This window comes from Sphingomonas sp. SDUR79 (assembly GCF_056821745.1).
This window is the reverse complement of sequence record NZ_JBPDIN010000001.1, coordinates 1632772-1657527: the sequence shown is the minus strand read 5'-3', so window position 1 is coordinate 1657527 and position 24756 is coordinate 1632772. Positions and strand designations below refer to the sequence as shown.

General features: G+C 64.8%; 21 protein-coding genes and 1 riboswitch. Of the genes, 11 read left to right on the top strand and 10 right to left on the bottom strand.

Annotated features, from left to right (window positions below; genetic code table 11):
* Positions 1–309: 309 nt before the first annotated feature.
* Genes ACRYLO_RS08035 through ACRYLO_RS08025 form a run of 3 tightly spaced genes read left to right on the top strand, consistent with a single transcriptional unit; the run spans position 310 to position 4733 of the window.
* A complete protein-coding gene (locus ACRYLO_RS08035; protein WP_482661700.1) occupies positions 310–2151 on the top strand; it encodes a two-component system response regulator in 1842 nt (613 codons plus the stop codon).
* Positions 2148–4013: a CHASE4 domain-containing protein gene (locus ACRYLO_RS08030; protein WP_482659681.1), complete on the top strand. Its 1866-nt coding sequence runs from the start codon at positions 2148–2150 to the stop codon at positions 4011–4013. Before ACRYLO_RS08035 ends, ACRYLO_RS08030 begins: the two co-directional genes overlap by 4 nt.
* Before the next feature lie 57 nt (positions 4014–4070).
* Positions 4071–4733, top strand: coding sequence for a hypothetical protein (locus ACRYLO_RS08025; RefSeq protein WP_482659680.1), 663 nt, complete (start codon positions 4071–4073; stop codon positions 4731–4733).
* On the opposite strand, the gene ACRYLO_RS08020 is transcribed toward ACRYLO_RS08025, so the two are convergent.
* Complete coding sequence (locus ACRYLO_RS08020) at positions 4734–5876, bottom strand: SET domain-containing protein (RefSeq protein ID WP_482659679.1); 1143 nt, start codon at positions 5874–5876, stop codon at positions 4734–4736.
* A 535-nt stretch (positions 5877–6411) separates the two neighbouring features.
* Here ACRYLO_RS08020 and ACRYLO_RS08015 point away from each other — a divergent pair.
* From ACRYLO_RS08015 to ACRYLO_RS08005, 3 genes are all read left to right on the top strand, one after another.
* Positions 6412–7800 carry an EAL domain-containing protein gene (locus tag ACRYLO_RS08015; protein WP_482659678.1) on the top strand — a complete coding sequence of 463 codons (1389 nt, stop codon included), beginning with the start codon at positions 6412–6414 and terminating at the stop codon, positions 7798–7800.
* Complete coding sequence (locus ACRYLO_RS08010) at positions 7800–10226, top strand: sensor histidine kinase (protein WP_482659677.1); 2427 nt, start codon at positions 7800–7802, stop codon at positions 10224–10226. Before ACRYLO_RS08015 ends, ACRYLO_RS08010 begins: the two co-directional genes overlap by 1 nt.
* 62 nt (positions 10227–10288) lie before the next feature.
* Entirely contained in the window at positions 10289–10678 is a 390-nt protein-coding gene (locus ACRYLO_RS08005) for a response regulator (RefSeq protein WP_294017374.1), read from the top strand.
* A gap of 155 nt (positions 10679–10833) precedes the next feature.
* On the opposite strand, the gene ACRYLO_RS08000 is transcribed toward ACRYLO_RS08005, so the two are convergent.
* The 6 genes from ACRYLO_RS08000 to ACRYLO_RS07975 all read right to left on the bottom strand — a co-directional run bounded on the left by ACRYLO_RS08000 (position 10834) and on the right by ACRYLO_RS07975 (position 16172).
* On the bottom strand, positions 10834–11532 hold the full coding sequence (locus ACRYLO_RS08000) for a 2OG-Fe(II) oxygenase (protein WP_482659676.1): 699 nt from the start codon (positions 11530–11532) through the stop codon (positions 10834–10836).
* Between the two features lie 83 nt (positions 11533–11615).
* On the bottom strand, positions 11616–12479 hold the full coding sequence (locus ACRYLO_RS07995; RefSeq protein WP_482659675.1) for an RcnB family protein: 864 nt from the start codon (positions 12477–12479) through the stop codon (positions 11616–11618).
* A 107-nt stretch (positions 12480–12586) separates the two neighbouring features.
* Positions 12587–13093, bottom strand: a complete 507-nt coding sequence (locus tag ACRYLO_RS07990) for a (2Fe-2S)-binding protein (protein ID WP_482659674.1) — start codon at positions 13091–13093, stop codon at positions 12587–12589.
* The gene (locus ACRYLO_RS07985; protein ID WP_482659673.1) at positions 13090–13545 is read right to left on the bottom strand and encodes a MaoC family dehydratase; all 456 of its coding nucleotides are present in this window, start codon (positions 13543–13545) and stop codon (positions 13090–13092) included. The genes ACRYLO_RS07990 and ACRYLO_RS07985 overlap by 4 nt, the downstream gene beginning before the upstream one ends.
* Before the next feature lie 277 nt (positions 13546–13822).
* On the bottom strand, positions 13823–14944 hold the full coding sequence (gene mauJ, locus ACRYLO_RS07980) for a methylamine utilization protein MauJ (RefSeq protein WP_482659672.1): 1122 nt from the start codon (positions 14942–14944) through the stop codon (positions 13823–13825).
* Positions 14945–15311: 367 nt separating this feature from the next.
* Entirely contained in the window at positions 15312–16172 is an 861-nt protein-coding gene (locus tag ACRYLO_RS07975; protein WP_482659671.1) for a LysR family transcriptional regulator, read from the bottom strand.
* A 98-nt stretch (positions 16173–16270) separates the two neighbouring features.
* Here ACRYLO_RS07975 and ACRYLO_RS07970 point away from each other — a divergent pair, with 98 nt between their 5' ends.
* Entirely contained in the window at positions 16271–17422 is a 1152-nt protein-coding gene (locus ACRYLO_RS07970; protein WP_482661699.1) for an isovaleryl-CoA dehydrogenase, read from the top strand.
* Positions 17419–19032, top strand: coding sequence for an AbgT family transporter (locus tag ACRYLO_RS07965; protein WP_482659670.1), 1614 nt, complete (start codon positions 17419–17421; stop codon positions 19030–19032). Before ACRYLO_RS07970 ends, ACRYLO_RS07965 begins: the two co-directional genes overlap by 4 nt.
* Before the next feature lie 4 nt (positions 19033–19036).
* On the opposite strand, the gene ACRYLO_RS07960 is transcribed toward ACRYLO_RS07965, so the two are convergent.
* Positions 19037–19375 carry a DMT family protein gene (locus ACRYLO_RS07960; protein WP_482659669.1) on the bottom strand — a complete coding sequence of 113 codons (339 nt, stop codon included), beginning with the start codon at positions 19373–19375 and terminating at the stop codon, positions 19037–19039.
* Positions 19376–19423: 48 nt separating this feature from the next.
* Here ACRYLO_RS07960 and ACRYLO_RS07955 point away from each other — a divergent pair, with 48 nt between their 5' ends.
* Genes ACRYLO_RS07955 through ACRYLO_RS07945 form a run of 3 tightly spaced genes read left to right on the top strand, consistent with a single transcriptional unit; the run spans position 19424 to position 23310 of the window.
* A complete protein-coding gene (locus ACRYLO_RS07955) occupies positions 19424–21025 on the top strand; it encodes a carboxyl transferase domain-containing protein (RefSeq protein ID WP_482659668.1) in 1602 nt (533 codons plus the stop codon).
* 9 nt (positions 21026–21034) lie between these two features.
* Positions 21035–21433, top strand: coding sequence for a hypothetical protein (locus tag ACRYLO_RS07950; RefSeq protein WP_482659667.1), 399 nt, complete (start codon positions 21035–21037; stop codon positions 21431–21433).
* On the top strand, positions 21430–23310 hold the full coding sequence (locus tag ACRYLO_RS07945) for an ATP-binding protein (RefSeq protein WP_482659666.1): 1881 nt from the start codon (positions 21430–21432) through the stop codon (positions 23308–23310). Before ACRYLO_RS07950 ends, ACRYLO_RS07945 begins: the two co-directional genes overlap by 4 nt.
* Here the strand turns inward: ACRYLO_RS07945 and ACRYLO_RS07940 are convergent.
* Together ACRYLO_RS07940 and ACRYLO_RS07935 are read right to left on the bottom strand one after the other, a co-directional pair.
* Complete coding sequence (locus tag ACRYLO_RS07940; protein WP_482659665.1) at positions 23268–23516, bottom strand: hypothetical protein; 249 nt, start codon at positions 23514–23516, stop codon at positions 23268–23270. The two genes, ACRYLO_RS07945 and ACRYLO_RS07940, sit on opposite strands and share 43 nt — an antisense overlap.
* 197 nt (positions 23517–23713) lie before the next feature.
* Entirely contained in the window at positions 23714–24475 is a 762-nt protein-coding gene (locus ACRYLO_RS07935) for a class II aldolase/adducin family protein (protein WP_482659664.1), read from the bottom strand.
* 89 nt (positions 24476–24564) lie between these two features.
* Positions 24565–24747, top strand: a riboswitch (yybP-ykoY riboswitch).
* The last annotated feature ends 9 nt before the right edge of the window (positions 24748–24756 follow it).

Below are 24756 nucleotides of genomic sequence, written 5' to 3'. Positions count from 1 at the left end.
AAGTTCCGGCCGTGCATTTTGGGCATCACGCCGGATGCGGCGGGGCCCGCCGTCAGAGTCTGACCGTGGTTCGAACCCGTGGCGCGCTGCATAAACCGGGTGTGCGGAGACGCATTTTTCCCCTCCTGAACTCGACGGGGCGCCCGGCCAGTCCGCGGCGCCCCCTTTTTTTTTAGGGCCTCCCCCGGAGCCGATGGGGAACGCGGCGTTAACCCTTTTACCTCGCCTTAACCCGCAACGCTTACGCGGGATGCAAGTGGAAGAGGGGACTTTGCCTTGCGCATTCTGATCGTGGACGATGAAGCAGGGATGCACGAATCCTATCGCCAGTGCTTCAAGGGCACCGGGGTGGGGGCTGCACAGGGTGCCGCGCTCGACGCGATGGCCGCCGAACTGTTCGGCGATGATCAGGTGGACAGCGCTCCGGCGGCCGATCTTCCCGACTTCGAAACCGTCCATTGCATGCAGGGGCTGGATGGCGTCGATGCCGTGGCACAGGCGAAAGCCAGCGGGAATCCATTCCCGGTCGCGTTCATCGACGTGCGCATGCCGCCGGGCATCGATGGCAAGGAAACCGCCAAGCGCATCCGCGCGATCGATCCCGACATCAACATCGTGATCGTCACCGGCTATTCCGACTTCTCCCCGCTCGAAATCAGCCGCGCCGCCGGCCCCGCCGACAAGATCTTCTACATCGCCAAGCCGTTCCAGGTGGAAGAGGTGGTGCAGACCGCGACCGCGCTCGGCAAACGCTGGGAAGTCGATCAGCAGCTCGCCCGCGCCATGACGCTGCTCGAAGAGCAGAAGGCCGAGCTCGCCGCAAATGAGAGCAAGGCCAGCCATCTCGCCAATCACGACAGCCTGACCGACGCGCCCAACCGGCTCGCCTTCATGCGCGCGCTGACCGATCATGTGCGCGGTCCCGATACCTTCGCGATGGCGATGATGGACCTCGACCGGTTCAAGCTGGTCAACGACACGTTCGGGCACCTCGCCGGTGACGAGCTGATCCGCATGGTCTGCACGACGATCGAGGGCGCGGTGCCGCCAGGCGGCTTCGTCGCGCGCCTTGGCGGCGACGAGTTCGCGGTGCTGATGAAGGTGGCGGGCGAGGGTGAGGCAATCGCGGCGGTCGAGCGGCTGCTGCACGCCTGTACCAAAACCTTCACCGTGTTCGGCCATTCGGTGCAGGGATCGGCCTCGGCCGGCCTGGTCATCATCGAACCGGGGATGAAGCACGACCCGATCGACGTGATGCGTCGCGCCGACTTGTCGCTCAACGAAAGCAAGCGCGCCGGTCGCGGCGTGGTGCGCGTGTTCGATGAGAGCATGGACGAATCGATCCGCTTCCGCCGCCAGATCGAAGGCGGGCTGAGCCAGGCCATCGCCAATGGCGAACTGCGCCTCGTCTATCAGCCCATCGTCGCGCGCGACCGGCTGGAGATCGTCGCGTTCGAAGCGCTGCTGCGCTGGAACAGCCCCGAATATGGCCCGATCTCGCCGGGCATGTTCATCCCGATCGCCGAGGAATCGAATCTGATCCACGAGCTGGGCGACTGGGTGCTCGATGAATCGCTCAAGATGCTGGCGAAATGGCCGGGCCAATATGTCTCGGTCAATTTCTCGCCGCGCCAGTTCCGCCGCCAGAATTTCGTCGGCCATGTCGTCGAACGGGTACAGCGCGCCGGGATCGAGCCGCGCCGCGTGCAGATCGAGATCACCGAAACCGCGATCTTCGACAATGCCGAGCGCGCTGCCGATACCCTCTATCGCCTGCGCCAGATGGGCTTCCGCATCGCGCTCGACGATTTCGGCACCGGCTATTCCTCGCTCTATAATATCCGCAAATTCGCGCTCGATTGCCTGAAGATCGATCGCAGCTTCATCGACGGCATGGGCCGCGAGCGGGAGAGCGCGGCAATCGTCCATTCGATCATCCATCTCGGCCGTGCGCTGGGGCTGGAAGTGGTGGCCGAGGGCGTCGAGACCGACGCGCATCTCGCCGCGCTGCGCGTCGCCGGGTGCAGCCATGTCCAGGGCTATTATCTCGCCCGCCCGCTGGAGGCCGATGTCGCAATCCGCGCCGCGCATGAACGGTTCATGGGCGACGAAGAGCCCGTTTCGGAACCGGCCACCGGCACCCACGGGTGACCGCACCGCGATCCATGTTCGACAAGATCCGCTCCCGTATCCCGCGCTCGCTGGGGGCCAAGCTCGTCGCGATCCTCACCGGGGTCGCGCTGCTTGGTGCCGCCAGCATCACCTTGTTGCTCGCGCTCGTCATCACGCCCAGCTTCGACAAGCTGGAGGCGCAGGCGATCGACGGCCATGTCGAACGGACCCGCGCCGCGCTGACCGAATATGCCTCGAAGGTCGAGGCGTCGGTGCGCGACTATGGCGACTGGAACGAAAGCTACGACTATATGGGCGCGCCCAACCGCGCGTTCGAAGAGGACAGTTTCGCGACCTCCGCGATGGTCAATCTCGGCGTCAACGGCATGGCTTATGTCCGCCCGGACGGCGAAGTGGTGATCGCCCGCTGGCTGGACCTTGAGACCGGCAAGGATTCGCCCCAGATGCGCGCGCAGCTGCTCGCCGAAATCCGCCGCATCGATTTCCGCCGCGCGCTGGCCAAGGACAACAGCGCCAGCTTCTACGCCCGGCTCGGCGACCGCATCGCGGCGATCGGCATCGCACAGGTGCGACGCACCGATGGCAGCGGCGATCCGCGCGGCCATGTCGTCATGGCGCGCATGATCACCTCGCAGCAGCTCGGGAACCTGCTTCAGCTGCGTGCCGGCCTTGCGCTCGATGCGCCGGTGTCGGAGCCGCGCGTCGATACGCGGGAACGTGACATCGCGGTCGCGGTACCGGTGCCGGGGGAGGGCGGCGCGAGCATTGCCAGCGCCACCTTCCGCGTGCCGCGCGACCTGTCGAAGCTTGGCCGCAACATGCTCCAGCTTGCCGTTGTCGGCACGACCGCATTGATGCTGCTCGTCATGGCGGTGCTCAGCGTGATGATCGGCCGGCTGGTGCTGCGCCCGCTCAACCGGGTCGAACAGCATATGGGCGTGGTGCGCGGATCGGGGAACCTCGTGCCCCTGACCGAAGCCCCGCGTCGCGACGAAATCGGCAGCCTGGTCGACAGCTTCAACGCGATGCTGGTCCAGCTCAAGGATCTGCGCGAACAGGTCGAGGCGCAGTCATTCAAGCTCGGCCAGTCCGAAAGCGCGGTCGCGGTCATGCACAATGTCCGCAACGCGCTTAATCCGATCAGCACCGTGCTCAGCCAGGGGCTGGGCGAAGCCCCGGCAACCGATCGCGCGTTGCTCGACCGCGCGCTCAGCGAACTGGCCGATGACAGCATCCCGCTGGCACGCCGTCAGAAGCTCGTCGCCTTCGTCGCCGCCGCGCTCTCCAGCGAAGCGCAAGCACGGGAAGCGCGCAAGGAACAGCTCGGCATCGGCCGCGACGCGCTGCACAATGTCCTCGAAATCATCGGGCGGCAGCAGGAACAGGCGCATGAACGCCCGCCACTCGAAACCTGTGACGTCACCGATATCGTCGCGCGCAACGCCACCATCGCGCGCTATTCGGGTGCCAGCTCGATCGCCTTCCACTTCCCCTCGACGCCGCACTGGGTGCTCGCCAACCGCGTGCTGCTCAGCCAGGTGATCGGCAACCTCTTCTCCAACGCCGCCGAGGCGATTGCCGCAACCGGCCGGGAAGGGGGCAGCATCGCCGTGTCGATCCGCGAAATCGGCGACCGCATGGAAATCCGCATCACCGACGATGGCGAGGGCTTCGACCCGGCCAATGCGCCCCAGCTGTTCCAGCGCGGCTATTCGACCCGCGTCAACAAGTCCGGCGGGCTCGGCCTGCACTGGTGCGCGAACACGATGGTCGCGATGGGCGGCAGCCTGACCTTGCTCAGCGAAGGCATCGGGATCGGGGCGAGCGCTGTAATCGAACTCGCCGCCTCGGATCTGGTGCGGGAGGATGTCGCGGCCTGAGGATCGCGACTGGTTTCGTCCCTCGCCATGACTGACGCGCTGCGACAGGGTTGCGCGATGCGCAGTCTCCTCCTTGCACTGGCACTGTTTGCCGCACCCGCTGCCTATGCGTGCAGCGTCGCGCCCGGCTACCGCGTCCCGACCACGCTGGAGCTGGTCGCGCAGGCAGACGCCATCATCGTCGCTCAGCCATTCGACCAGCGGACAGGGGCCGATGGCGAGCCGGAAATCCGGTTCGCATCACTCACCATCCTGAAAGGGGCAACGGGTTGGGAATACGATCGCGATCGGATATCGGTCTATGCGCCCGGGGTGCTGGAACCCGACACTGCGACCGCCCGGCCCAGCGACCCCCGCGAACTCGTCCGCGCCCATCCCGAGGCGTATGAAGGCGGCTGCGTCCGCACGACCTTCCACCCCAGGAAATGGGTATTGCTGTTCCTGAAGCGTGAGGGCGATGACTATCGCGTCATTACCTATCCGTTCGCGCGCACGGCGGAGGACACGGCACTCCCGGACTCGCGCTGGCTCAGGGCAGTGCACGAATATATCGCCATCGCCGCGCTGCCTCCCGCGGCACGGCGCGCGCGCATGAAGGTGCGGCGCGACCGGCTCAGGGCGCGCGGTGACGCGGATTCCCGGGCGATTGCCGCCGATATCGCGCGCGAACTGGCCGGCCCGCGCAAACCGCTGCGCGAACCGCTGCCACCGATCAAATAGTCAGCCCGCCCGCCGCACCGGCGTCACCGCATCCTTCCGCCGCAGATAGGGTGCGACGAGGTTGCGGGCGCGGAAAAACTCCTGGCGCTCGGGGCTCAGCGTGTCGAAATTGCCGATCACGCGGCGGCACTCGGGCGACCGGCACTGGCAGATCATGTGCCAGTTGGACTGCGCCAGCGTGGTCGAATAGTCCCAGCTGATCTCCTCGCCCGACACGATGTCGCGCAGCGCGACGAGGATCACCCCATCGTCGGTAAAGCGCAGCCCGGCATTGGGATCGCAACTATGGTTGACCAGATCGTCGAGCTGCCCCGACGGCCCCATATAATGTTCGGGTGTCACCTGGACGAAACGGTCGTCGCTGCCGCGCATCAGGCTGGGGATGTCGTCGACATGGAAGCGGCGGCCGGTAAAGCGCATCAGCTCGGCCCCCTCGGCAAAGCGACAGGTTGCATAGACCGCCTTGCCCAGATGGTTCTCACCAACCGTGAACAGATTGCGTTGGTGGCGGTAGCGGTCGAGCACCACCAGCCCGCCGCGCGCCCAGCCGAACGAGCGCAGCGGGTTGATCGTGGCAAGGCCGATCATGAACCAGATGCTGGCGTGGCAGGCGAGCTCGACAAAGATGTACGCGAATTCGTCCGGTCCCGACCCGCCCGCGCGCGCTGCGACCAGCAACGTCGCAAGGTCGCCAACGGTCCACAGGCCCCAGGCGGGGGAGCGTTCGGCGCTGCGGTCCTTCAACACGCTGACCCAGGTCGGCCAGAAGCTGACCGGGACGGCGGCGACCACCAGCATATGCGCCCAATAGGCCTCGCGAAACGCGACCCAGATCAGCAACGCGGTCAGGCATGCCGCCATGCAAAAGGCCTCGATCGTCGTCGGCGGTGCCCAGTTCGATCCACGCCACAGCGCGGCGGTGACGACCAGACAGCAGGCGGCGGAGAGGATGAACACCCAGCCCTGCGGCGAGCCCGGATTGACCGCGGCATAGGTCAGCGCTTCGGCAGCGGCCGACGCGCTCCAGATCAGCCAGGAGGCGCGGTTGGGGCGAACGGTCGCGCGGCGCAGGCCTAGCAGATACACGCCATAGGCGGCAAAGCTGGCGCTCATCGCGATCAGAAACCACACATCGCCCGCCATGAAACCCCCTTGCGAAGGGATTCATTTACCTTGTTCCGAGTCCCGCGTCAAAGCGCGACTCGCGCTGACTCCACGAGTCGTTGTGATTCGCGATCGCGCAGGCAAAGGGTTGTGGCGGGGGAGTCAAGCGACGGCGCTTGTGGATTTGTCGCATGGCGACACAGGATCTGCTGCCTATAGATTTGTTTCGTATCCAGAACGGATCAGAAAAATAAAGGCCGCAATCCCAATCGGATAGCGGCCGTTATTTAGGAAGTCAGCCCGGGCAAGTCTAGCGTGAGGGACCATCCATCACGCCGCCAGCCCGGGCCGAAAAAGGGTTACCAGGGGCGCAGATCTTCGCCGCCCTTGTCCCGGAAAAGCAGTGCAAACATGTTTTTTCTCCCATTGTGCGCACGCGGCGCACCCATTTTGGTTAAATGAAAATTCATCCTGAATCAATTGTTAAGGACCATCGGGAAATTACCTAGATCGGTGAAAGCGGCGCGGGGGCTTCCTTAAAACTTCCTTCAGCACTGGCTGTTACGCCGGACGCATGTCTGACCGTTTCGACCCCGCCGGTTTTCGCGGTTCGCCTTTCGAGGCGGGGCGTATCGCCATGAACGATGGCGCTGAGGGCGAAGGGGAGGCGTCCCGGGATCTGTCGTCAGTTGCGGTCGCGCGTGGTGCCGGTGGTGCTGCGTCCACCCGCTGGCGCGCGCTTGCGCTGTGCGAAGTCGCCAACTTTCAGTCGCTTCGGCGCCACCTTGGACGACCGCGCGCCGACACGTTGATCCTCGACCTTGCCGATCGCATGAGCGACCTGGAGCCTGGCGTGCGTAGCATGACGGCGGGGCGGTCGCTGATCGAACTCGGCTTCGAGGCAGAAAGTCCGGTCGCGGCGCGCGCGCTCGTCGAACGGCTCGCGGCATGTTTTGCACGCTCGGTGGATCTCGACGGCGAACGCCATCTGATTCAGCTCGTCTGGGGCATCGCTGTGGCGCCCTTTGGCGATGACGATGAAGTCCGGCTGACCGAAGGGGCCGAGGCCGCACTCGAACAGACGCGTACCGATTCCGGTATCGTTTCGATCGACCTGTCGCAAAGCCATGCCGCATTCGATGGCGCGGCGCTTGTGCGCGAATTGCCGCGCGCCATCGCGGCGGGCCAGTTGTTCCTGCAATATCAGCCCAAGGTGAATGTCCGCCGCGAAGCCGTTACCGGTGCCGAGGCGCTGGTGCGCTGGCATCATCCGGTACGCGGCCTGATCCTGCCGGGCGAGTTCATCAGTGCAGCTGAAGATGGCGGTGAAATCGTCGGCCTGACCTTGTGGACGCTGCGCCAGGTGATTGCCGACCAGCAGGTGATGGTCGCCCATGGCCATGACATGCCCGTGTTCATCAACATCTCGGGCGTGTTGCTGGCGGATGAGGCGTTCGTCGAAGAGGCGTGCCGCATTGTCAGCGAAACCGGTGCCAAAATCGGCTTCGAGATTACCGAGACGGCGGTGATCCGCGACCCGGACAGTGCGATCCGCCACCTGCAGCGCTTTGCCGCGATCGGCATTCCGCTTGCGATCGACGATTATGGTGCGGGCCTGTCCTCGCTCGCCTACCTCAAACAGCTGCCCGCGACCGAGCTCAAGATCGACAAGATGTTCGTGATGCAGCTCACCAGCAGCAATCGCGATCCGCTGATCGTGCGTTCCACCATCGATCTCGCGCACGCGCTGGAGATGGAAGTGACGGCGGAAGGGGTGGAGACCCCGGCGGCGCTCGCGCTGCTCAGCGTCATGGGCTGCGATATGGTCCAGGGCTATCTGATCAGCCGGCCGATCGCACTCGATGCCTTTGTCCGTTATCTCGACGAAGAAGGCTTCAAATCGGTCGCGACGATGCGGCCCAGCTTTGGCCGCAGCGAAAATTTCTGGCGCAAGAGCGGTTGATGCCAAGGGGCCTTGCCCTCTTATTCTGCTGGCTGGCACTCGGGCTCGCCGTCCCTGCGGCCGCGCAGCAGCGTGCCGCCGATACGCTGTTCGCAAGTGCCAAGGGGGCCATGCTCGATGACCCGCAGGCGGCGCTCGCGGCGGCCGAACGGGCGCAGCGCCATGCCGTCGCCATCCCGGAACCGGGTGCACGCGCGACCGCTGAAGCGACTGCCTTGTGGCTGCAAAGCGAGGCGCTGGTCCGCCTGCGCCGGCCTGCCCAGGCCGCCCCGCGCATCTCCCGCGCGCTGCGACTGATCAGTTTGGATCCGTCACCGACAAAATTGCGCGGCGACTTGCTGGTCGCCCGCGCCGGGGTGCAGGAATCGCGGATGCGCTACGCCGAAGCGTTGGCGTCGCTCCAGGAGGCGCACAATATCTTCGCCAAGCTAGGCGAAAAGCGCGCCCAGTCGCTTACGCTGCAACTGATCGCGACGCTCTATAACAAGGCGCAGGATCTGCGCAGCGCCGACAAATATTATAGACAGGCAGCGGAAATATTCACCGGCGATCCGCGCCTGCAACTGTTCCTGCTCAACAATCGCGGCAACGTTCTTTTGCACTTGGAGCAACCGCGCCAGGCGGAAGCGGAATATCGCAAGGCGCTGGCCATTGCCCGCGCGGAGCGGGCGGAAACGTTGATCCCCAATATTCTGGTCAACATCGCCCAGGCGTTGCTCGACCAGAAGCGCTACGGCGAGGCCGATGTCGCGCTGGCCGAAGCGAACCGGATTATTCAGCGCGATCCGGCGCACCAGGGTGAAACGCGCCTGCTGTCGGTCGCGGCCGAATCCGCGCGTCTTCAGGGCAAGCTTGGCAGCGCCCGGGCGCTGATCGAACGCGCGTTCGACGGCGTCGATATCCCCGCGACGACCTTCGCGATGCGCGACGCGCATTTCACCGCCTATTCGCTCTATCGCGCACTGGACCGCGATGCCGACGCGCTGGTCCATCTCGAACGGTTGAAGGCGCTCAACGACGAGGCGGCCGAACTCGCCACCTCGGCCAGCACGGCACTGATGGCGGCGCGGTTCGATTATGCCAATCAGGAACTGCGCATCGCGAACCTTCAGGCGCAGGAATTGCGGCGCGAAGCCGAGTTTCAGCGCACGCTGTTCATCGGCCTTGGCGGCGCATTCGCCGTCATCGTGACGTTGCTGAGCATCGGCCTGTTCACGATCCGCCGCAGCCGCAATCAGGTACGCGACGCCAATGCGGTGCTCGAGCAAACCAACGTCGCGCTCGAAAAGGCGCTGAAGGCCAAGACCGAATTCCTCGCGACGACCAGCCACGAGATCCGCACCCCGCTCAACGGCATCCTCGGCATGACCCAGATCATGCTGCGCGACGCCAGCGTGCCGGCCGAGACGCGCGACCGCATCAATATCGTCCACGGCGCGGGAATGACCATGCGTGCGCTCGTCGACGACATTCTCGACGTCGCAAAGATGGAGACGGGCAATCTGACGGTCGAGCTGACCCCGACCGACTTCCACACGCTGTTGCGCGACGTCACGCGGATGTGGGAGGAGCAGGCGCGCGCCAAGGGGCTCGATTTCATCGTGTCGCATGCCGACACGCCGCGCTGGATCGAAACCGATCCGGGCCGGCTGCGCCAGATCGTGTTCAACCTGCTGTCCAATGCGGTCAAGTTCACCGAGCGGGGAGAATTGGCCGTGGTCGTGGAGGCGGCGGGCGATCGGCTGCGGCTCGCGATCCGCGACACCGGGATCGGCATCCCCGCCGACAAGTTCGACGAGGTGTTCGAATCCTTCAAGCAGGTCGATGCTGGCACGACGCGACAGTTCGGCGGCACCGGGCTTGGCCTTGCGATCGTCCGCAATCTCGCCCGGGCGCTGGGTGGCAGCGTGACGGTGAACAGCGTGGTGGGTGAGGGGGCGACCTTCACCGTCGATCTGCCGCTGCGGCTGGTGGACGCACCCGATTCGGCGGTCGAAGTGGCGAAGGACGGCGAACATCTGGTCGTGCTCGATCGCAACCCGATTGTGCGCGGCATGTTGCGCACGTTGCTGACTCCGCATTTCGCGACGGTCCAATTTGCCGCATCGCCCGACGAAGCCGTGGCGCTCGCGCGGGACATCGATCCCGTGCTGATCCTCGCCGATGAGGCAACGCTGGCCGCTGACGAGAGCGATCCAGTTGAAAAGTTGAAAGAAATTGCCGCCGCAGCACCGACCGGAGCACGCGTCGCTGCGCTGTGGAGCACGCCTGCGCCGGACGTCGAACAGCGGCTGCGCGACACCGGTATCGATCAAATCATCGTTAAGCCTGTGAAAGGACCCGCGCTGGTCGCGGCGCTCACGGCAGGGCGAGGCGAAATTTGTGAGACATCCCGTCGCACGACGCTTGTATCGCAAGCGGCTTAGGGTGATAGCACGCCTATGATTTCCCCGGTCCAGACCGCCGCCGCCCATGGGATGGTCGCGCAATGAACATCCTCTTCATCGAGGACGATCCGATGAATCGCCGCGTGGTGCGCGACATGCTCAATGTCGCCGGTGCCACGATGGCGGAAGCCGAGCACGCGCAAGCCGGGCTCAACATGATCGAGGCCGGGGATTACGACGTGATCCTGGTCGATCTGCGCATGCCTGGCATGGACGGGGTCGAAGCGATCGAACACATTCGTGCGCGCGGCGATGCCAAGGCTGAATTGCCCGTCATCGTGGTGACAGCAGATACCGCCGTCGACCTGCGCGAACGCTGCCTCGCGGCGGGCGCGGACGAGGTGCTGTTCAAGCCGGTGGCGATGGACGCGCTGTTCGACACGATCGGCCGCGTGCTCGCGCTGCGCAGCGGCGATGACATGATTTTGTAAATTCTATCCTCCCCCGCCAGGGGGAGGTGTCGCCGAAGGCGACGGAGGGGGAGGACGGCTGTGTTCTCAACCCTCTTGCTGCGGTGCTTCCGCCCCCTCCGTCAGCGCTGTGCGCTGCCACCTCCCCCTGGCGGGGGAGGATTATTGCTGCCCTCTCAATAGGTCTGCACCGGCATGTTGATCCAGGCATGCTCGCGAAACCATTTGGTGATGATGTATTTGACGCCCTTCACCACCGGCGTGCCTTCATGCAGCGTGCCGGTATTGGGCGATCCATCGGGCTTCATATTGTTCCAGGCGAGCAGCAACCCGCGCTTGGGCGCCACCCGTACCCCCGCCTGCGGGAACCAGGTCGCGCCGCCTTCCTCGACATCGTTGAGGTAGATCATCGCGGTCCAGGTGCGCTGGCCGCCCGATGCCTTCATCGCCGGCCAATAATCCTGTTGTTCGTTGAACCAGTCATAATGCGCCCGGAACTGCTGCCCCGGCGCGTAGCGCTGGCCCTGCATCGTCTCGCCATTTTCGGGCGGAATGCCGAGCAAGGCCGCCATGCGCTCGTCGATCGGCCGAACGTCCGGCGACCAGCGGTCGAGGTCACAGCTCTCGCTGGTGCGGAAATTCGGGTCCTGCGATTGCGACAGCAGCGTCGAGGGGCGGCGATTGGTGTCGATCAGGCGGATCAGCGAATCGCATTCGGCATCGTTGAGGAAGCCGGGATGGTAATAGACCTGCGCGGCATCGACCTTGGCCCGACGCATTGCGGGATTGGCCTCGACCCGCGCGGTCACCGCCTGGCCGAGGCGGGCGCGGCTGATCGATCCGGCGGGGGCTTTGGAACGCGAAAAGATGTTCATGGCCGCAATTTGCCGCGCAGGCCGTGAAACGCAAGAGGCCCGACCGTTGCCGGTCGAGCCTCCCTGCGTGACGCGTGCGTCGCTTACCAGAAGATGTCGTGGATCACGTCAACGACATAGCCGGACCGGACATCGACGAGCAGCGCATCGTTATAATAGCGCACCCAGCGATACGGGCCATAGGCCGGCGGCAGGCGGTAGTAGAACGGATCGTTGATCCAGTAGTTCGGCGAAAACAGCATCGAACCGATGGTCAGGCCGATCGAGAAGCGGCGATAGCCATAATGGTATCCGCGCGGGGCGTAATAGCGCGGCAGGCGATAGACGTGCCGGTTGCTGGAACGATACTGGTTCCAGTTGTAGCGGCGGTCGCCGCGCCAGCTGCGGTTCCAGTTGCGATTGTCGTCCCAGCTGCGCCGATCCGCCCGCGTATCGCGCCAGTCGCCATAGCGGCGCTGGTCCTGACGATAATCGCGGCGGTCGTCCCGGCGATCGTCACGATAGTCGCGGCGGTCGTCGCGCCGGTCATCGCGATAGTCGCGGCGGTCATCGCGACGATCTTCGCGCGACTGCGATCCCATGATCGACCCGCGCAGGTCGCGGCGATCCTCGCGGCGCTCCTGGCGGAAATCCTGACGGTCATCGCGGCGCTCTTCACGAAAATCGCGGCGCTGCTCACGCTGCTGCGGCGCGGGCGCTGCGGCCGGGGCAGGGCGCTGCTGCGGCTGATATTGCGGGCGCGGCGGCGTCGTCATGCGCTGATCGCGCTGGTAGGGCGCGCGCTCCGGGCGCTGCTGCTGCCGCTCGGCGCGATTTTCCTGACGCTGCTGCTGACGCTGCTCGCGCGCCTGCCCGCCACGGCCTTCACGTCCCCGGTCCTGCGCAATCGCAGCAGCGGGGGTCAAAATGGTCGCGCCGATCAGCGCTGCCAGAACAAACTTCTTCATGTTTTCCTCCGCTCCCGACCAAGCGCCGGCCTTCAGACTAAAGCGGGTCTAGACTGATTCGGCTGACACACTTCTGAATTGGACTGTCAGCCAATAGAAAGCTTTCTTCACTCTTGCCCGGTCTCGACCGGGATGCCGCGATCGATAGTAATCTCTTCATCCCCACGTGCGACCCGCGCCGCGCGCCCGATCGCCTCGACCAACCGGGGATAGATCCCGCAGCGGCAAAGATTGGTAATCGCCCCCATGATGTCCTCATCCGAAGGGTTGCGATTCTTGCGCAGCAACGCCGCGGCATTCATCACGATGCCGGGGATACAGTAACCGCACTGCACGACATTCTCGGCGATCAGCGCCTGTTGCACCGGGTGATTGCCCTCAGCCGTCAGCCCCTCGATCGTGGTGACGAACGTCCCCTCGACCCCGCCGATCGTCACCTGGCACGACCGCACCGCCGTCCCGTCGATATCGACCATGCACGCGCCGCACTCGCCGGTGCCACAACCATATTTGGTGCCGGTCAGGTTCGACGCATCGCGCAGCGCCCACAGCAACGGCGTGGCCGGATCGAGCTTGTAGGAAACCGGCTGGTTGTTGACGGTAAAGCGGGTCATGCGCTCGCTTTAGCATGAAGCAGCGCGCTGCGCAGGCAGGTGCACACCGTCTCGTCGCGCTGGTTGAGCATCACATGGCGAAAGGTGACGACCCCCTGTCCCGGCCGCGACCTGGACAGGCGCAGCGCCACCACCTCGGTCTCGGCACGCAGCGTGTCGCCGATGAACACCGGGCTCGGCATCCGCACCTCGTCATAGCCAAGATTGGCGACCAGCGTGCCCAGCGTCGTATCGCCGACCGAAATCCCGACCATCAGCGCAAAGGTGAAAGTGCCATTGACGACGATCCGCCCGAACTCGGTCGCCCCGGCAAATTCGGCATCGAGATGCAGCGGCTGCGGATTATGGGTGAGGGTAGAGATCAGCAGATTATCCGTCTCGGTCACCGTTCGGCGCAACTCATGGACGATCCGGTCGCCCACCTGCCACTCATCGAAATAGCGTCCCGCCATCACCGTCTCCCTCTACCGCCCCACTTAACGCGCGAACCGGGTTTGTCAGTCCCAAATCAAATCATTCCTCCCCTGAGCTTGCTCAGGGGAGGGGGACCGCCGCCGAAGGCGGTGGTGGAGGGGCGGCCGCGCAGACGGCCGTGAGAGGACTGAGGTTCATGAAAGCGGGCTGCCGGCACACGACATCCAAAGTGCTCAGGTTGGCTGGACGCCTTTTTTGAAGCCGGCCGTTATTTCAAGCTGTCAGGTGGTGCGAGAAGACGCGGATTTAAATTGACTAGTCTAGGTTAGCGCGCTGAGCCGCGATCTCGAGCCATTTGGCGATCTCAGACTCAAACCAGTCGTGATTGGCCCAATAATTCACCGGCATAAATGCATCAACGCGGGACAGCAGCGCCCGAGTGTCAGCATCATAAATGTGCAGCTCCCCGTTACCTATATAATCTAGCTGGAACCGCCTTAGATCGGCGATGTTGTGCGCGGCGCGCGCGGACCCGTCGTCCCGAACCAGCAATCCGCTGTTGAGGTCGAACACAAGCCGCTCGCTGTCAAAGTGCAACTCGAACTCGAAGTCGATGAGATTGTCAGGTGAACGGTAGAGCAGCTTCAGCGCTGCTTCCGCGATGTCGGCAGCAACGGGGACCATGCCGCGAAGCGCTGTGAACGGCTCACTGCGACGCAACTCGATATCGAGACGCGGCACGTCGATCGTGCCACTGGTATTTTCCCAAGGTCCATCCATGATTTTTGTCATGAGGCCCGGAGGAATTATTTCGCGAAACCCCGCCAATTCGTAGAGGTGTGCCCGGTAAATCGAGGACCGTGTCGGAATGCCTAAGATTTCCTCAATCGCGCGTTCGGCCAGACCCTGAATGAGGGGCAGCTCTTCATAGAGTTCGCGCACGACGCTGTAGTCGTCAGGATCCAAAATCGGCTGCGCGGCAGCATGCGCAATCGCCTGTCTTCGGGTGCGCAAAATATGTGCACCGACATCATCGATGCCGCGCGCCCTGACCTTGCCCAACGCTTCTTTGGCCTGCCCCTCCAGCTTATCGAGCGCATCAGTGATCCATGCGCCACGCGCAAGGCCATTCGGCAATGCCGCTTCCAGCACGCGGTAGAAGGTCAGAAACGAATAAGCCGAGTGGTCAAGTCCGCGGGCCTCGCGCATGAGGGCCAGTGCCAGCTGACCCTGCGCATCCGGTTCCGGCAGGTCGCGCACAACAAAGTCGGGGGTGAGCACGTATCCCCCCTTTCCTCTGCTGGAGGACAAAAATGGCATGCTCCCGCCGCCGAAACCGCTGACCCTGATCCCGTATCCCTGCGTCCAGGACAGCGCGCTCAGAAACCGCATCATTTGGGTTCGATGCTCGCTGGTCGCGTCACGGTTCACACGCATAGCGACCGCAGGACTTGTATCCTGCGTTGGCGGGATGATCCAAAAATCCTGCCCCAAATAAACGATCTTATGTGTCTTAACCGGCCACGGTATACCGGTCGCCAGCGTTGCTACGATCCAATGTCCTCGCGTTGCTAGATCACCCACAATGATTGACGCGCGATCTGGCAGCTGGAGCTGCCACGGTGGCGGCGCGGGCGTGTCAGCTGGTTTAGTCATGACCAGATGATAGCGGACGGAGCCCGGCGCTACCACTGGACGAACGGCTGCTCAAGGCAATCGCCTTCCAAAGGCCGCTATTCCGCTCTCCCTGAACAGCCAACCTCCTCCCTCCACCACCCGACACCCGCGATCACACCTTGTCCGGCTAAACCGTCCCAAACACCCCCCGCACCGCGTCCACCACCTGCGCCATCCCCTCCCGCGCATCCTCCCCCCGCACCAGCACCAAAGTCCGCACCAGATCGAACCCGATCAGCGCCAGATTGGCCACCCCCGCATGCCGATGCGACGCCGGCACCACCGTCGCGCCAAGCCCCGCCGCGACCATCGCCAGCGCGCGGTCGTCGTTCGGCGTGCGCAGCGCAAAGCTCGGCCGGATGCCGCGCCGGGTGAAGTAGCGACTGGTCTCCGGCAGCGCCTCGCAGCTGCGCCGCACGATCATCGTCTCGCCCGCCAGCGCCTCGCCGGGCAGCGCCGCTTCCCCCGCCAGCCGATGCCCCACGGGCAAAGCCAGCAGATAGGGTTCACTCCGCAAAGCCTCGCCATCGCCCACGGCATCGCCCTGCACCGCGCTCAGCGCCAGATCGACCCGTCCGCGCGCGATATGCTGCGCCAGCACCGTCGCATTGCCCTCGACCAGCTCGACCGCCAGCCCCGGCGCATCGGCGGAAATCCGCGCGACCAACGCCGCCAGCTCGCCACTGGCAATCGTCGTCAGCACTCCCAGCCGCAGCGTCGCGGGCTGCGCGATCCCGCCGACCGCTGCTGCCGCCAGGTTGAACTCGCGCTCGATCCGCCGCGCATGGACCGCGAATTGCGACCCCGCCTCGGTCAGCTCGATCCGCTGGCTCGACCGGCGCAGCAGCTTCGCGCCGACCTCGCGCTCCAGCTTGGCGATCCCCGCCGACAGCGTCGGTTGCGACACCGCCATCTGCGCGGCGGCGGCGGTGAATGTCCCGCTATCGATGACGGCGAGGAAATAGCGCAGCAAATAGCGTTCGATCATAGACACCGTCTATGCTGTCCCGCGCCGCCTTTCAATTTCCCGCAGCGCGCATCGGGCGCTAGGATGGCGGAAAATATCTTCAGGAGAGCGCCATGAGCCTGCCCCAGATGGATTTCGCCCTCGGCGAAACCGCGGACATGATCCGTGAGACCACCGAACGCTTTTCGCGCGAACAGATCGCGCCGCTCGCGGCAAAGATCGACGCCGACGACTGGTTCCCGCGCGATGAGCTCTGGGCGCCGATGGGCGAACTCGGCCTGCACGGCATCACCATCGCGGAGGAAGATGGCGGCCTCGGCCTCGGCTATCTCGAACATGTCATCGCGTGCGAGGAAGTCAGCCGCGCCTCGGCCTCGATCGGCCTCAGCTACGGCGCGCACTCCAACCTGTGCGTCAACCAGATCGGCCGCTGGGCCAATGCCGCGCAGAAGGCGAAATACCTGCCCAAGCTGATCAGCGGCGAACATGTCGGCAGCCTCGCCATGTCCGAAGCCGGCGCGGGCTCGGACGTCGTCAGCATGAAGCTGCGCGCCGAGCACAAGGGCGACCGCTACGTCCTTAACGGCACCAAATTCTGGATCACCAACGCCGCCTATGCCGATGTCCTGGTCGTCTATGCCAAGACCGGCGAGGGCAGCCGCGGCATCACCACCTTCATCATCGAAAAGGGGATGAAGGGGTTCGAGATCGGACAAAAGATCGACAAGATGGGGATGCGCGGATCGCCCACCGCCGAACTCGTCTTCACCGATTGCGAGGTTCCGCAAGAAAACGTCATGGGCCCGCTCAACGGCGGCGTCGGCGTGCTGATGAGCGGCCTCGACTACGAACGCACCGTGCTGGCCGGCATCCAACTCGGCATCATGCAGGCGTGCCTCGACGTCGTCCTGCCCTATCTGCGCGAACGCAAGCAGTTCGGTCAGGCGATCGGCAGCTTCCAGCTGATGCAGGCCAAGGTCGCCGACATGTATGTCGCGCTCAACTCCGCCCGCGCGTACGTCTATGCCGTCGCCAAGGCATGCGATGCGGGCAAGACCACCCGCTTCGACGCCGCCGGCGCGATCCTGCTGGCATCCGAAAACGCCTTCAAGGTCGCGGGCGAAGCCGTTCAGGCGCTGGGCGGCGCGGGCTATACCAAGGACTGGCCGGTCGAACGCTTCCTGCGCGACGCCAAGTTGCTGGACATCGGCGCGGGGACGAATGAAATTCGCCGCATGTTGATCGGACGGGAGCTTGTGGGAGCCGTATGACTGAAATCGCCGCACCATCGGATGAGGTAAGCCGCCGCCAGCGAGGTTTCCTGGGCTTTGTCGAGCGCGCGGGCAATTTGCTGCCCGAACCGACGATGATCTTCGTCTACCTCATCATCGCGCTGATGGCGCTCAGCGCGATCGGCGACTGGGCCGGATGGTCGGCATCGCTCCCCTATACCGGCGACGAAGCGCCGACCGGCGCGACGCTGGAGGGCGGGGTGCTCACCTACACCGCCGCCAGCCTGTTTTCCGAAGCCAATATCGGTCGCCTGCTGGTCGACATGCCGCGCACGATGAGCGGCTTTGCGCCACTCGGCCTGATCCTCGTCATCATGCTCGGCGCGGCGGTGGCGGAGCGGTCGGGCATGTTCTCCGCGCTCATCCGCGCCAGCCTCGCCAACGCCCCGCGCGCGATCCTGACCCCGATCGTGGCGATCATCGGGATGGTGTCGCATCACGCCTCCGACGCTGCCTATGTCGTGTTCATCCCGCTCGCCGCGATCGTCTATGCCGCCGCCGGACGCCACCCCGTCGCAGGGCTGGCCGCCGCCTTTGCCGCAGTATCGGGCGGCTATGCCGGCAACATCACCCCGGGCCAGATCGACGTGCTGCTGTTCGGCTTCACGCAAGAGGCCGCGCGGATCGTCGAGCCGGGCTGGACGATGAACCCGGTCGGCAACTGGTGGTTCATCCTGTCGATCGTCATCGTCTTCACCCCCGCGATCTGGTTCATCACCGACAAGGTGGTCGAACCGCGCCTCGGCAAATGGGGCGGGGAGGCGGACGCCGAGGTCACGGCCGAGCTCGCCCGCTCCGAAGTCACCCCCGACGAACGCCGCGGCCTGCGCCGCGCGGGCCTCGCCGCGCTCGCGGTGATCGCGCTCTACCTCGTCCTCACGCTCGCGCCCGGCTACACCCCGCTGATCAACGAGAAGGCCGAGGGCACCGCCCAGCTTCAGCCCTTTTACGGCGCGCTGATCGCCGGCTTCTTCCTGATGTTCGTCAGCTGCGGCATCGCGTTCGGCAGCGCGACCGGATCGATCAAGTCCGCCGACGACGTCACCCGCATGATGCGCGAAGGCATCGCCAGCCTCGCGCCGTACATCGTGTTCGTGTTCTTCGCCGCGCATTTCGTGGCGATGTTCAACTGGTCCAATGTCGGGCCGATCATCGCGATCAACGGCGCCGAAGCGCTACAGGCCTTCGCGCTCCCCGCGCCGATCCTGCTGGTCAGCGTGCTGCTGCTGTCATCTTTCCTCGACCTGTTCATCGGTTCGGCCAGCGCCAAGTGGAGCGCGCTCGCGCCGGTCGTCGTGCCGATGTTCATGCTGCTCGGCATCAGCCCGGAAATGACCACCGCCGCCTATCGCATGGGTGACAGCTACACCAATATCATGACCCCGTTGATGAGCTATTTCCCGCTGATCCTCGCCTTTGCGCGGCGCTGGGACGGCTCGTTCGGCGTCGGCTCGCTGCTCGCGCTGATGCTGCCTTATGCGTTGACCTTCATGACGCTCGGCATCTCGATGGTGATCGCCTGGGTCGCGCTCGACCTGCCGCTCGGGCCGGGGGCAGGGGTGTTCTACGCCCCGCCCACGGGCCGCTGATGGCCTATTTGCCCACGAACAGAAACGCGACTGCCGCCATGATGCACGCGAACGCGGCAACATGGCGCCAGTGCAGCGCCTCGCCCAGCACTGCGACCATGAAAATGCCGAACACGGTCAGCGCAATCGCCTCCTGCGCGATCTTCAGCTGGCCGGGCGTCCACCCGGCGAGGAACCCGACCCGGTTGGCCGGCACCGCCAGGCAATATTCGAACCCGGCAATCAGCCAAGAGATCAGTATCACCGTCAGCAACGGCTTCTCCAGCCCGCCTTTGCCGAGATGCCAGTACCACGCGATCGTCATGAACACATTCGACGCAATCAGCAGCAGGATCGTCGCCATGAAAACTCCCTTCGCCCCGCTCTGCGCGCTTGCCGCCGGGGGCGCAAGATGAGCGGACCCGTCCTGAAATCGCTCGTCAACGCCGAAGACGAAGGCTTCCGCACCAACGCCGCGCACAACCGCGCGCTTGTCGAAAAGCTCCGCGCCGATGTCGCTACCGCTGCACTGGGCGGCAACGAAAAGTCCCGCGAGCGCCACACGTCACGCGGCAAGCTGCTCCCGCGCGACCGCGTCGAACGCCTGCTCGACCCCGGCGCACCCTTCCTCGAAATCGGCCAGCTCGCCGCCTGCGACATGTATGAAGGCGAGGTGCCCGGCGCCGGCATGATCGCCGGCATCGGCCGCGTCTCGGGCCGCACCTGCATGATCGTCTGCAACGACGCGACGGTGAAGGGCGGCACCTATTACCCGATGACGGTCAAGAAGCACCTCCGCGCGCAGGAGATTGCCGAGGCAAACCGGCTGCCCTGCATCTACCTCGTCGACAGCGGCGGCGCGAACCTGCCCCACCAGGCCGAGGTGTTCCCCGACCGCGACCATTTCGGCCGCATCTTCTTCAACCAGGCGAACATGAGCGCCAAGGGTATCCCCCAGATCGCCTGCGTCATGGGCAGCTGCACCGCGGGCGGCGCCTATGTCCCCGCCATGTCCGACGAAAGCGTGATCGTCCGCGAACAGGGCACGATCTTCCTCGCCGGCCCGCCGCTGGTCAAGGCCGCGACGGGCGAGGAAATCAGCGCCGAGGATCTGGGCGGCGGTGACCTGCACGGGCGCAAATCGGGCGTGGTCGATCATGTCGCCGACAATGACGAACATGCGCTGACCATCGTCCGCGACATCGTCAGCCACCTCCCCGCCGACCGCAAACCCGACATCGCGATCCGCGACCCGCGCCCGCCCAAATTCGACGCCGAAGAGCTCTACGGCATCGTCCCCACCGACGTCCGCGCGCCATACGACGTCCACGAGGTGATCGCCCGACTGGTCGACGGCAGCGAATTCCACGAGTTCAAGGCGCTCTACGGCACCACCCTCGTCTGCGGCTTCGCGCATATCTGGGGCATCCCGGTCGCGATCCTCGCCAATAACGGCGTGCTGTTCAGCGAAAGCGCGGTCAAGGGCGCGCACTTCATCGAACTCGCCTGCCAACGCCGCATCCCTTTGTTGTTCCTCCAGAATATCAGCGGCTTCATGGTCGGCGGAAAATATGAGGCAGAGGGCATCGCCAAACACGGCGCCAAGCTGGTGACGGCAGTCGCCACCGCGAGCGTGCCCAAGATCACTGTCCTGATCGGCGGGTCATTCGGTGCCGGCAACTACGGCATGTGCGGCCGCGCCTATTCCCCCCGCTTCCTGTTCAGCTGGCCCAACAGCCGCATCAGCGTGATGGGCGGCGAACAGGCGGCAAGCGTGCTGGCGACGGTCCACCGCGACGCCGCCAACTGGTCGCCCGAGGAAGCCGAAGCCTTCAAGGCCCCGGTCCGCCAGCGTTACGAAGACGAAGGCAACCCGTGGCACGCGACAGCCCGGCTATGGGACGACGGCATCATCGACCCGGCGCAGACGCGGGATGTTCTGGGGCTGGCGTTCGCGGCGACGCTCAACGCGCCGGTGGAAGAGGGGACACGCTTTGGCGTGTTTCGGATGTGAGGGACGATTATGAAGCGAATTCCACTTGGCTGGCGCAGGCTAATCTACGCACTTTCATTTGCTTGGATGGTCGCATTTTGCATAGTAAATTTTAGCGATCTCCGCTTTAGTTTGATAGTAGGTGGAGCGACGCCGCTCACAACATGCGAAGAGGTGTATTCAGCGGACTCGAAAGAATTGACTGATTGTCGGCATGCCGCTCCAGGTGGCTGGGTGCAAAACACCTTGCGTGTTAAACGTGGTGAGACGACGCTATTTAAGTATTATCAAAATGAGAACCACAAGCCATCGCTGTGGTTTTGGCTCTTTTTTGTTCCAATTTCACTATTTGCGGTGGCATTCGCTGCATTGTGGGTCAGTGAAGGGTTTAAGGGCGGTTCCTCTAACTCGGAGGGGCAAACGAAATGATCCAATCCCTCCTCATCGCCAACCGCGGCGAGATCGCATGCCGCATCATCCGCACCGCGCGCAAACTCGGCATCCGCACGATCGCGGTCTATTCCGACGCCGACGCCAACGCGCTCCACGTCCGCAGCGCCGACGAAGCCGTGCATATCGGCGCCTCCCCCGCGCGCGACTCCTACCTGGTCGGCGAACGCATCATCGCTGCGGCCAAGCAGACCGGCGCACAGGCGATCCACCCCGGCTACGGCTTTCTCTCCGAAAATGCCGAGTTCGCGGAGGCCGTGCAGGCCGCCGGCCTCATGTGGGTCGGCCCCAACCCCGACAGCATCCGCGCGATGGGCCTTAAGGACGCGGCCAAGAAGCTGATGCAGGACGCCCGCGTCCCCGTCACCCCCGGCTATCTCGGCGAAGACCAGTCGCCCGAACGCCTCCAGTCCGAAGCCGACCGCATCGGCTACCCCGTGCTGATCAAGGCGGTCGCGGGCGGCGGGGGCAAGGGGATGCGCCGCGTCGACGCCGCCGCCGACTTCGCCGACGCCCTCGCCAGCTGCCAGCGTGAGGCCGCGTCCTCGTTCGGCAATGCCCATGTATTGCTCGAAAAATACATCCTCGCCCCGCGCCATATCGAGGTGCAGGTGTTCGGCGACAGCCACGGCAACATCGTCCATCTGTTTGAACGCGACTGCTCGCTCCAGCGCCGCCACCAAAAGGTGATCGAGGAAGCCCCCGCACCCGGCATGGACAGCGCCACCCGCGCCGCCGTGTGCGACGCGGCGGTAAAGGCCGCCCGTGCGGTCAACTATGTCGGTGCGGGGACGATCGAGTTCATCGCCGACGCTTCGGACGGTCTCCACGCCGACCGCATCTGGTTCATGGAAATGAACACCCGGCTTCAGGTCGAACACCCGGTGACCGAAGCGATCACCGGCGTCGATCTGGTCGAATGGCAGCTGCGGGTTGCATCGGGCGAACCCCTCCCGCTTCGGCAGGAGGAATTGTCGATCAACGGCCACGCGATCGAAGCGCGGCTCTATGCCGAAGACCCAGCCAAGGGCTTTCTGCCGAGCACGGGCAAGCTCGAAGTCCTCGATTTCCCCACCAATTCGCGCGTCGATACCGGGGTTGAGGCCGGCTCGACCATCTCGCCCTATTACGACCCGATGGTCGCCAAGCTGATCACGCACGGCGACACGCGCGCCGATGCGATCGCGTTGCTCCGCGCCGATCTCTGCTACCTCACCGTCTGGCCGGTGCGGACCAATTCGGGGTTCCTCTATCGTCTGCTCGGCGACGCGGATTTTCAGGCAGCGCGCCTCGACACCGGGCTGATCGAGCGGCGCGGCGAAGCACTACTCATCGACCCGCTGCCCGGCGCGGCGGACCTGACCCACGCGCTCTACTGGCTCGACAGCGACCCATCCGCCGACACCTATCTCATCGCGCGCGGTCTTGAAGGCTTCCGCCTCAACCGCGCCGTCGCGACTCAGCGCGCGGTCAGCGTCAGCGGCACCCGCGTTGCGTTCGAGGCCGATGACGGCGATATTTCCTCGCACTTCTACCGCCACCCGCGCGACGGCGCGGCGCTGCTGGTGTTCGAAGGGGCAACCTTCCGCGTCACCGCCGATCGCACCGAAGGCGGGGCAGGGGGCACCGCCGGCGACGGCGCAATCCTCGCCCCGATGCCCGGCCGCATCGTCTCGGTCGAGGTCAGCGAGGGGCAGGCGGTCACCGCCGGCCAGAAGCTGCTGGTGCTCGAGGCGATGAAGATGGAACAGGCGCTGCTCGCCCCGTTCGACGGCGTCGTCGAAACGCTGACCGCAACCCCCGGCGCGCAGGTTCAGGTCGATGCGCTGCTGGCGAAGGTGGTGAAGGCGGAATAGCCGTTGAAGGTGGTGAAGACCCAATAACCGTCGCCCCGGCGAAGGCCGGGGCCGCCAGAGGGATAGCGATACCCGCAAAACTTGGCGGCCCCGGCCTGCGCCGGGGCGACGGCGGGCGGCGTGACCAGCCGTCTGCAAACCCCCGACATTCCCCACAGCAAAAGATACACTCGCTCCGAGACCCACGGCGCGTTCCCCCGCGACATGTTCGCATCGCCGATTCAACCACCCAGCGCCGAATCACCCCGCCACGCCGAACAACCGGCCCAAACACCCGGCTCTAAACCGCGAAAAACCCGCAGAAAACCGCGCCGTACAGCCTGGCATCTTTCCTACAAGAACCTATTTGGCTAAACTACAGTCTCACAAACCAACCGGAAACGAGAATGTACACACATGTCGCTTAGTCCCGCCAACTGGTATCCACCCGGTCCACCAGCCGCACCATCGCCGCGAAATCCGCCGCGCCCGGCCCGCCCGGCACCTGCGCCATATGCAGGTCGCGCTGGTGCACCGCGACCACCTCGGGCGACACGGTCAGCGGCTTGCCCATCGACAACGTCGCCAGCTGGATCTCGCACGCGCGCTGCAGCGACCAATGCTTGATGAACGCCTCGGGCAGCGTCCGTCCCATCGCGACGATGCCATGGTTGCGCAGCAGCAGCATGCGCTTGTCGCCCAGATTGGCGACCAGCCGCTCGCCCTCATCATCGCGCACCGTCACGCCCTCGAAATCATGATAGGCGATCTGCCCCGCGAAGTTGCAGGCGTAGAAATTGATCGGCTGCAACCCGCCCTCCAGGCTGCTCACCGCCATCCCCGCCGTCGTGTGGGTATGCATGATGCAATGCACGTCGGGCAGGTTGCGGTGGAACACCGCATGCTGGACAAACCCGGCGCGGTTGACGGGGTAGGGGCTGTCGTCGAGCTTGTTGCCGTCAATGTCGATCTTGACCAGGTTCGACGCCTTCACCTCGCTGAAATGCAGTCCGAAGGGGTTGATCAGAAAGCTGTGATCCTCACCCGGCACCTTGAGCGTGATGTGGTTGTAGATCATCTCGGACCAGCCAAGATGGTCGAACACGCGATAGGCGGCGGCGAGCTGCTGCCGCGCCTCCCATTCGGCATCAGTCATGGTGCGGGGTGCGACAGCGGCGGTGGCCATGATCCTCTCCATTTTTCGTGGTTGCGGTATGTATGCCATGACCAAGCGGGGCGCGGCAACTTGCAAGCTGCGCGCGAACCGGCTAGGGGCCGCGACAGTCATCTGGGGAGTAGCCAGCCGTCTTCGGACGGGCCTTCGCGTCAACATACTTGGTCGAGAGACCATGGTGCGAGGGGGACCGGAAACGGTTCGGGCGAGACCAATGGCGCCATAGTTTCCGCCCGGCCGGGCGGGAAGCTGTGGTGTCGTTGGAGTTTCGCACCGCCCGGCCCGGAGACGTT

Coding starts and splice junctions, on each gene's coding strand:
- ACRYLO_RS08035 (WP_482661700.1), top strand. CDS start 310: ATGCACGAATCCTATCGCCAGTGCTTCAAGGGCACCGGGGTGGGGGCT.
- ACRYLO_RS08025 (WP_482659680.1), top strand. CDS start 4,071: ATGCGCAGTCTCCTCCTTGCACTGGCACTGTTTGCCGCACCCGCTGCC.
- ACRYLO_RS08020 (WP_482659679.1), bottom strand. CDS start 5,876: ATGGCGGGCGATGTGTGGTTTCTGATCGCGATGAGCGCCAGCTTTGCC.
- ACRYLO_RS08015 (WP_482659678.1), top strand. CDS start 6,412: ATGTCTGACCGTTTCGACCCCGCCGGTTTTCGCGGTTCGCCTTTCGAG.
- ACRYLO_RS08010 (WP_482659677.1), top strand. CDS start 7,800: ATGCCAAGGGGCCTTGCCCTCTTATTCTGCTGGCTGGCACTCGGGCTC.
- ACRYLO_RS08005 (WP_294017374.1), top strand. CDS start 10,289: ATGAACATCCTCTTCATCGAGGACGATCCGATGAATCGCCGCGTGGTG.
- ACRYLO_RS08000 (WP_482659676.1), bottom strand. CDS start 11,532: ATGAACATCTTTTCGCGTTCCAAAGCCCCCGCCGGATCGATCAGCCGC.
- ACRYLO_RS07995 (WP_482659675.1), bottom strand. CDS start 12,479: ATGAAGAAGTTTGTTCTGGCAGCGCTGATCGGCGCGACCATTTTGACC.
- ACRYLO_RS07990 (WP_482659674.1), bottom strand. CDS start 13,093: ATGACCCGCTTTACCGTCAACAACCAGCCGGTTTCCTACAAGCTCGAT.
- ACRYLO_RS07985 (WP_482659673.1), bottom strand. CDS start 13,545: ATGGCGGGACGCTATTTCGATGAGTGGCAGGTGGGCGACCGGATCGTC.
- mauJ (WP_482659672.1), bottom strand. CDS start 14,944: ATGCGTGTGAACCGTGACGCGACCAGCGAGCATCGAACCCAAATGATG.
- ACRYLO_RS07975 (WP_482659671.1), bottom strand. CDS start 16,172: ATGATCGAACGCTATTTGCTGCGCTATTTCCTCGCCGTCATCGATAGC.
- ACRYLO_RS07965 (WP_482659670.1), top strand. CDS start 17,419: ATGACTGAAATCGCCGCACCATCGGATGAGGTAAGCCGCCGCCAGCGA.
- ACRYLO_RS07960 (WP_482659669.1), bottom strand. CDS start 19,375: ATGGCGACGATCCTGCTGCTGATTGCGTCGAATGTGTTCATGACGATC.
- ACRYLO_RS07955 (WP_482659668.1), top strand. CDS start 19,424: ATGAGCGGACCCGTCCTGAAATCGCTCGTCAACGCCGAAGACGAAGGC.
- ACRYLO_RS07950 (WP_482659667.1), top strand. CDS start 21,035: ATGAAGCGAATTCCACTTGGCTGGCGCAGGCTAATCTACGCACTTTCA.
- ACRYLO_RS07945 (WP_482659666.1), top strand. CDS start 21,430: ATGATCCAATCCCTCCTCATCGCCAACCGCGGCGAGATCGCATGCCGC.
- ACRYLO_RS07940 (WP_482659665.1), bottom strand. CDS start 23,516: ATGTCGCGGGGGAACGCGCCGTGGGTCTCGGAGCGAGTGTATCTTTTG.
- ACRYLO_RS07935 (WP_482659664.1), bottom strand. CDS start 24,475: ATGGCCACCGCCGCTGTCGCACCCCGCACCATGACTGATGCCGAATGG.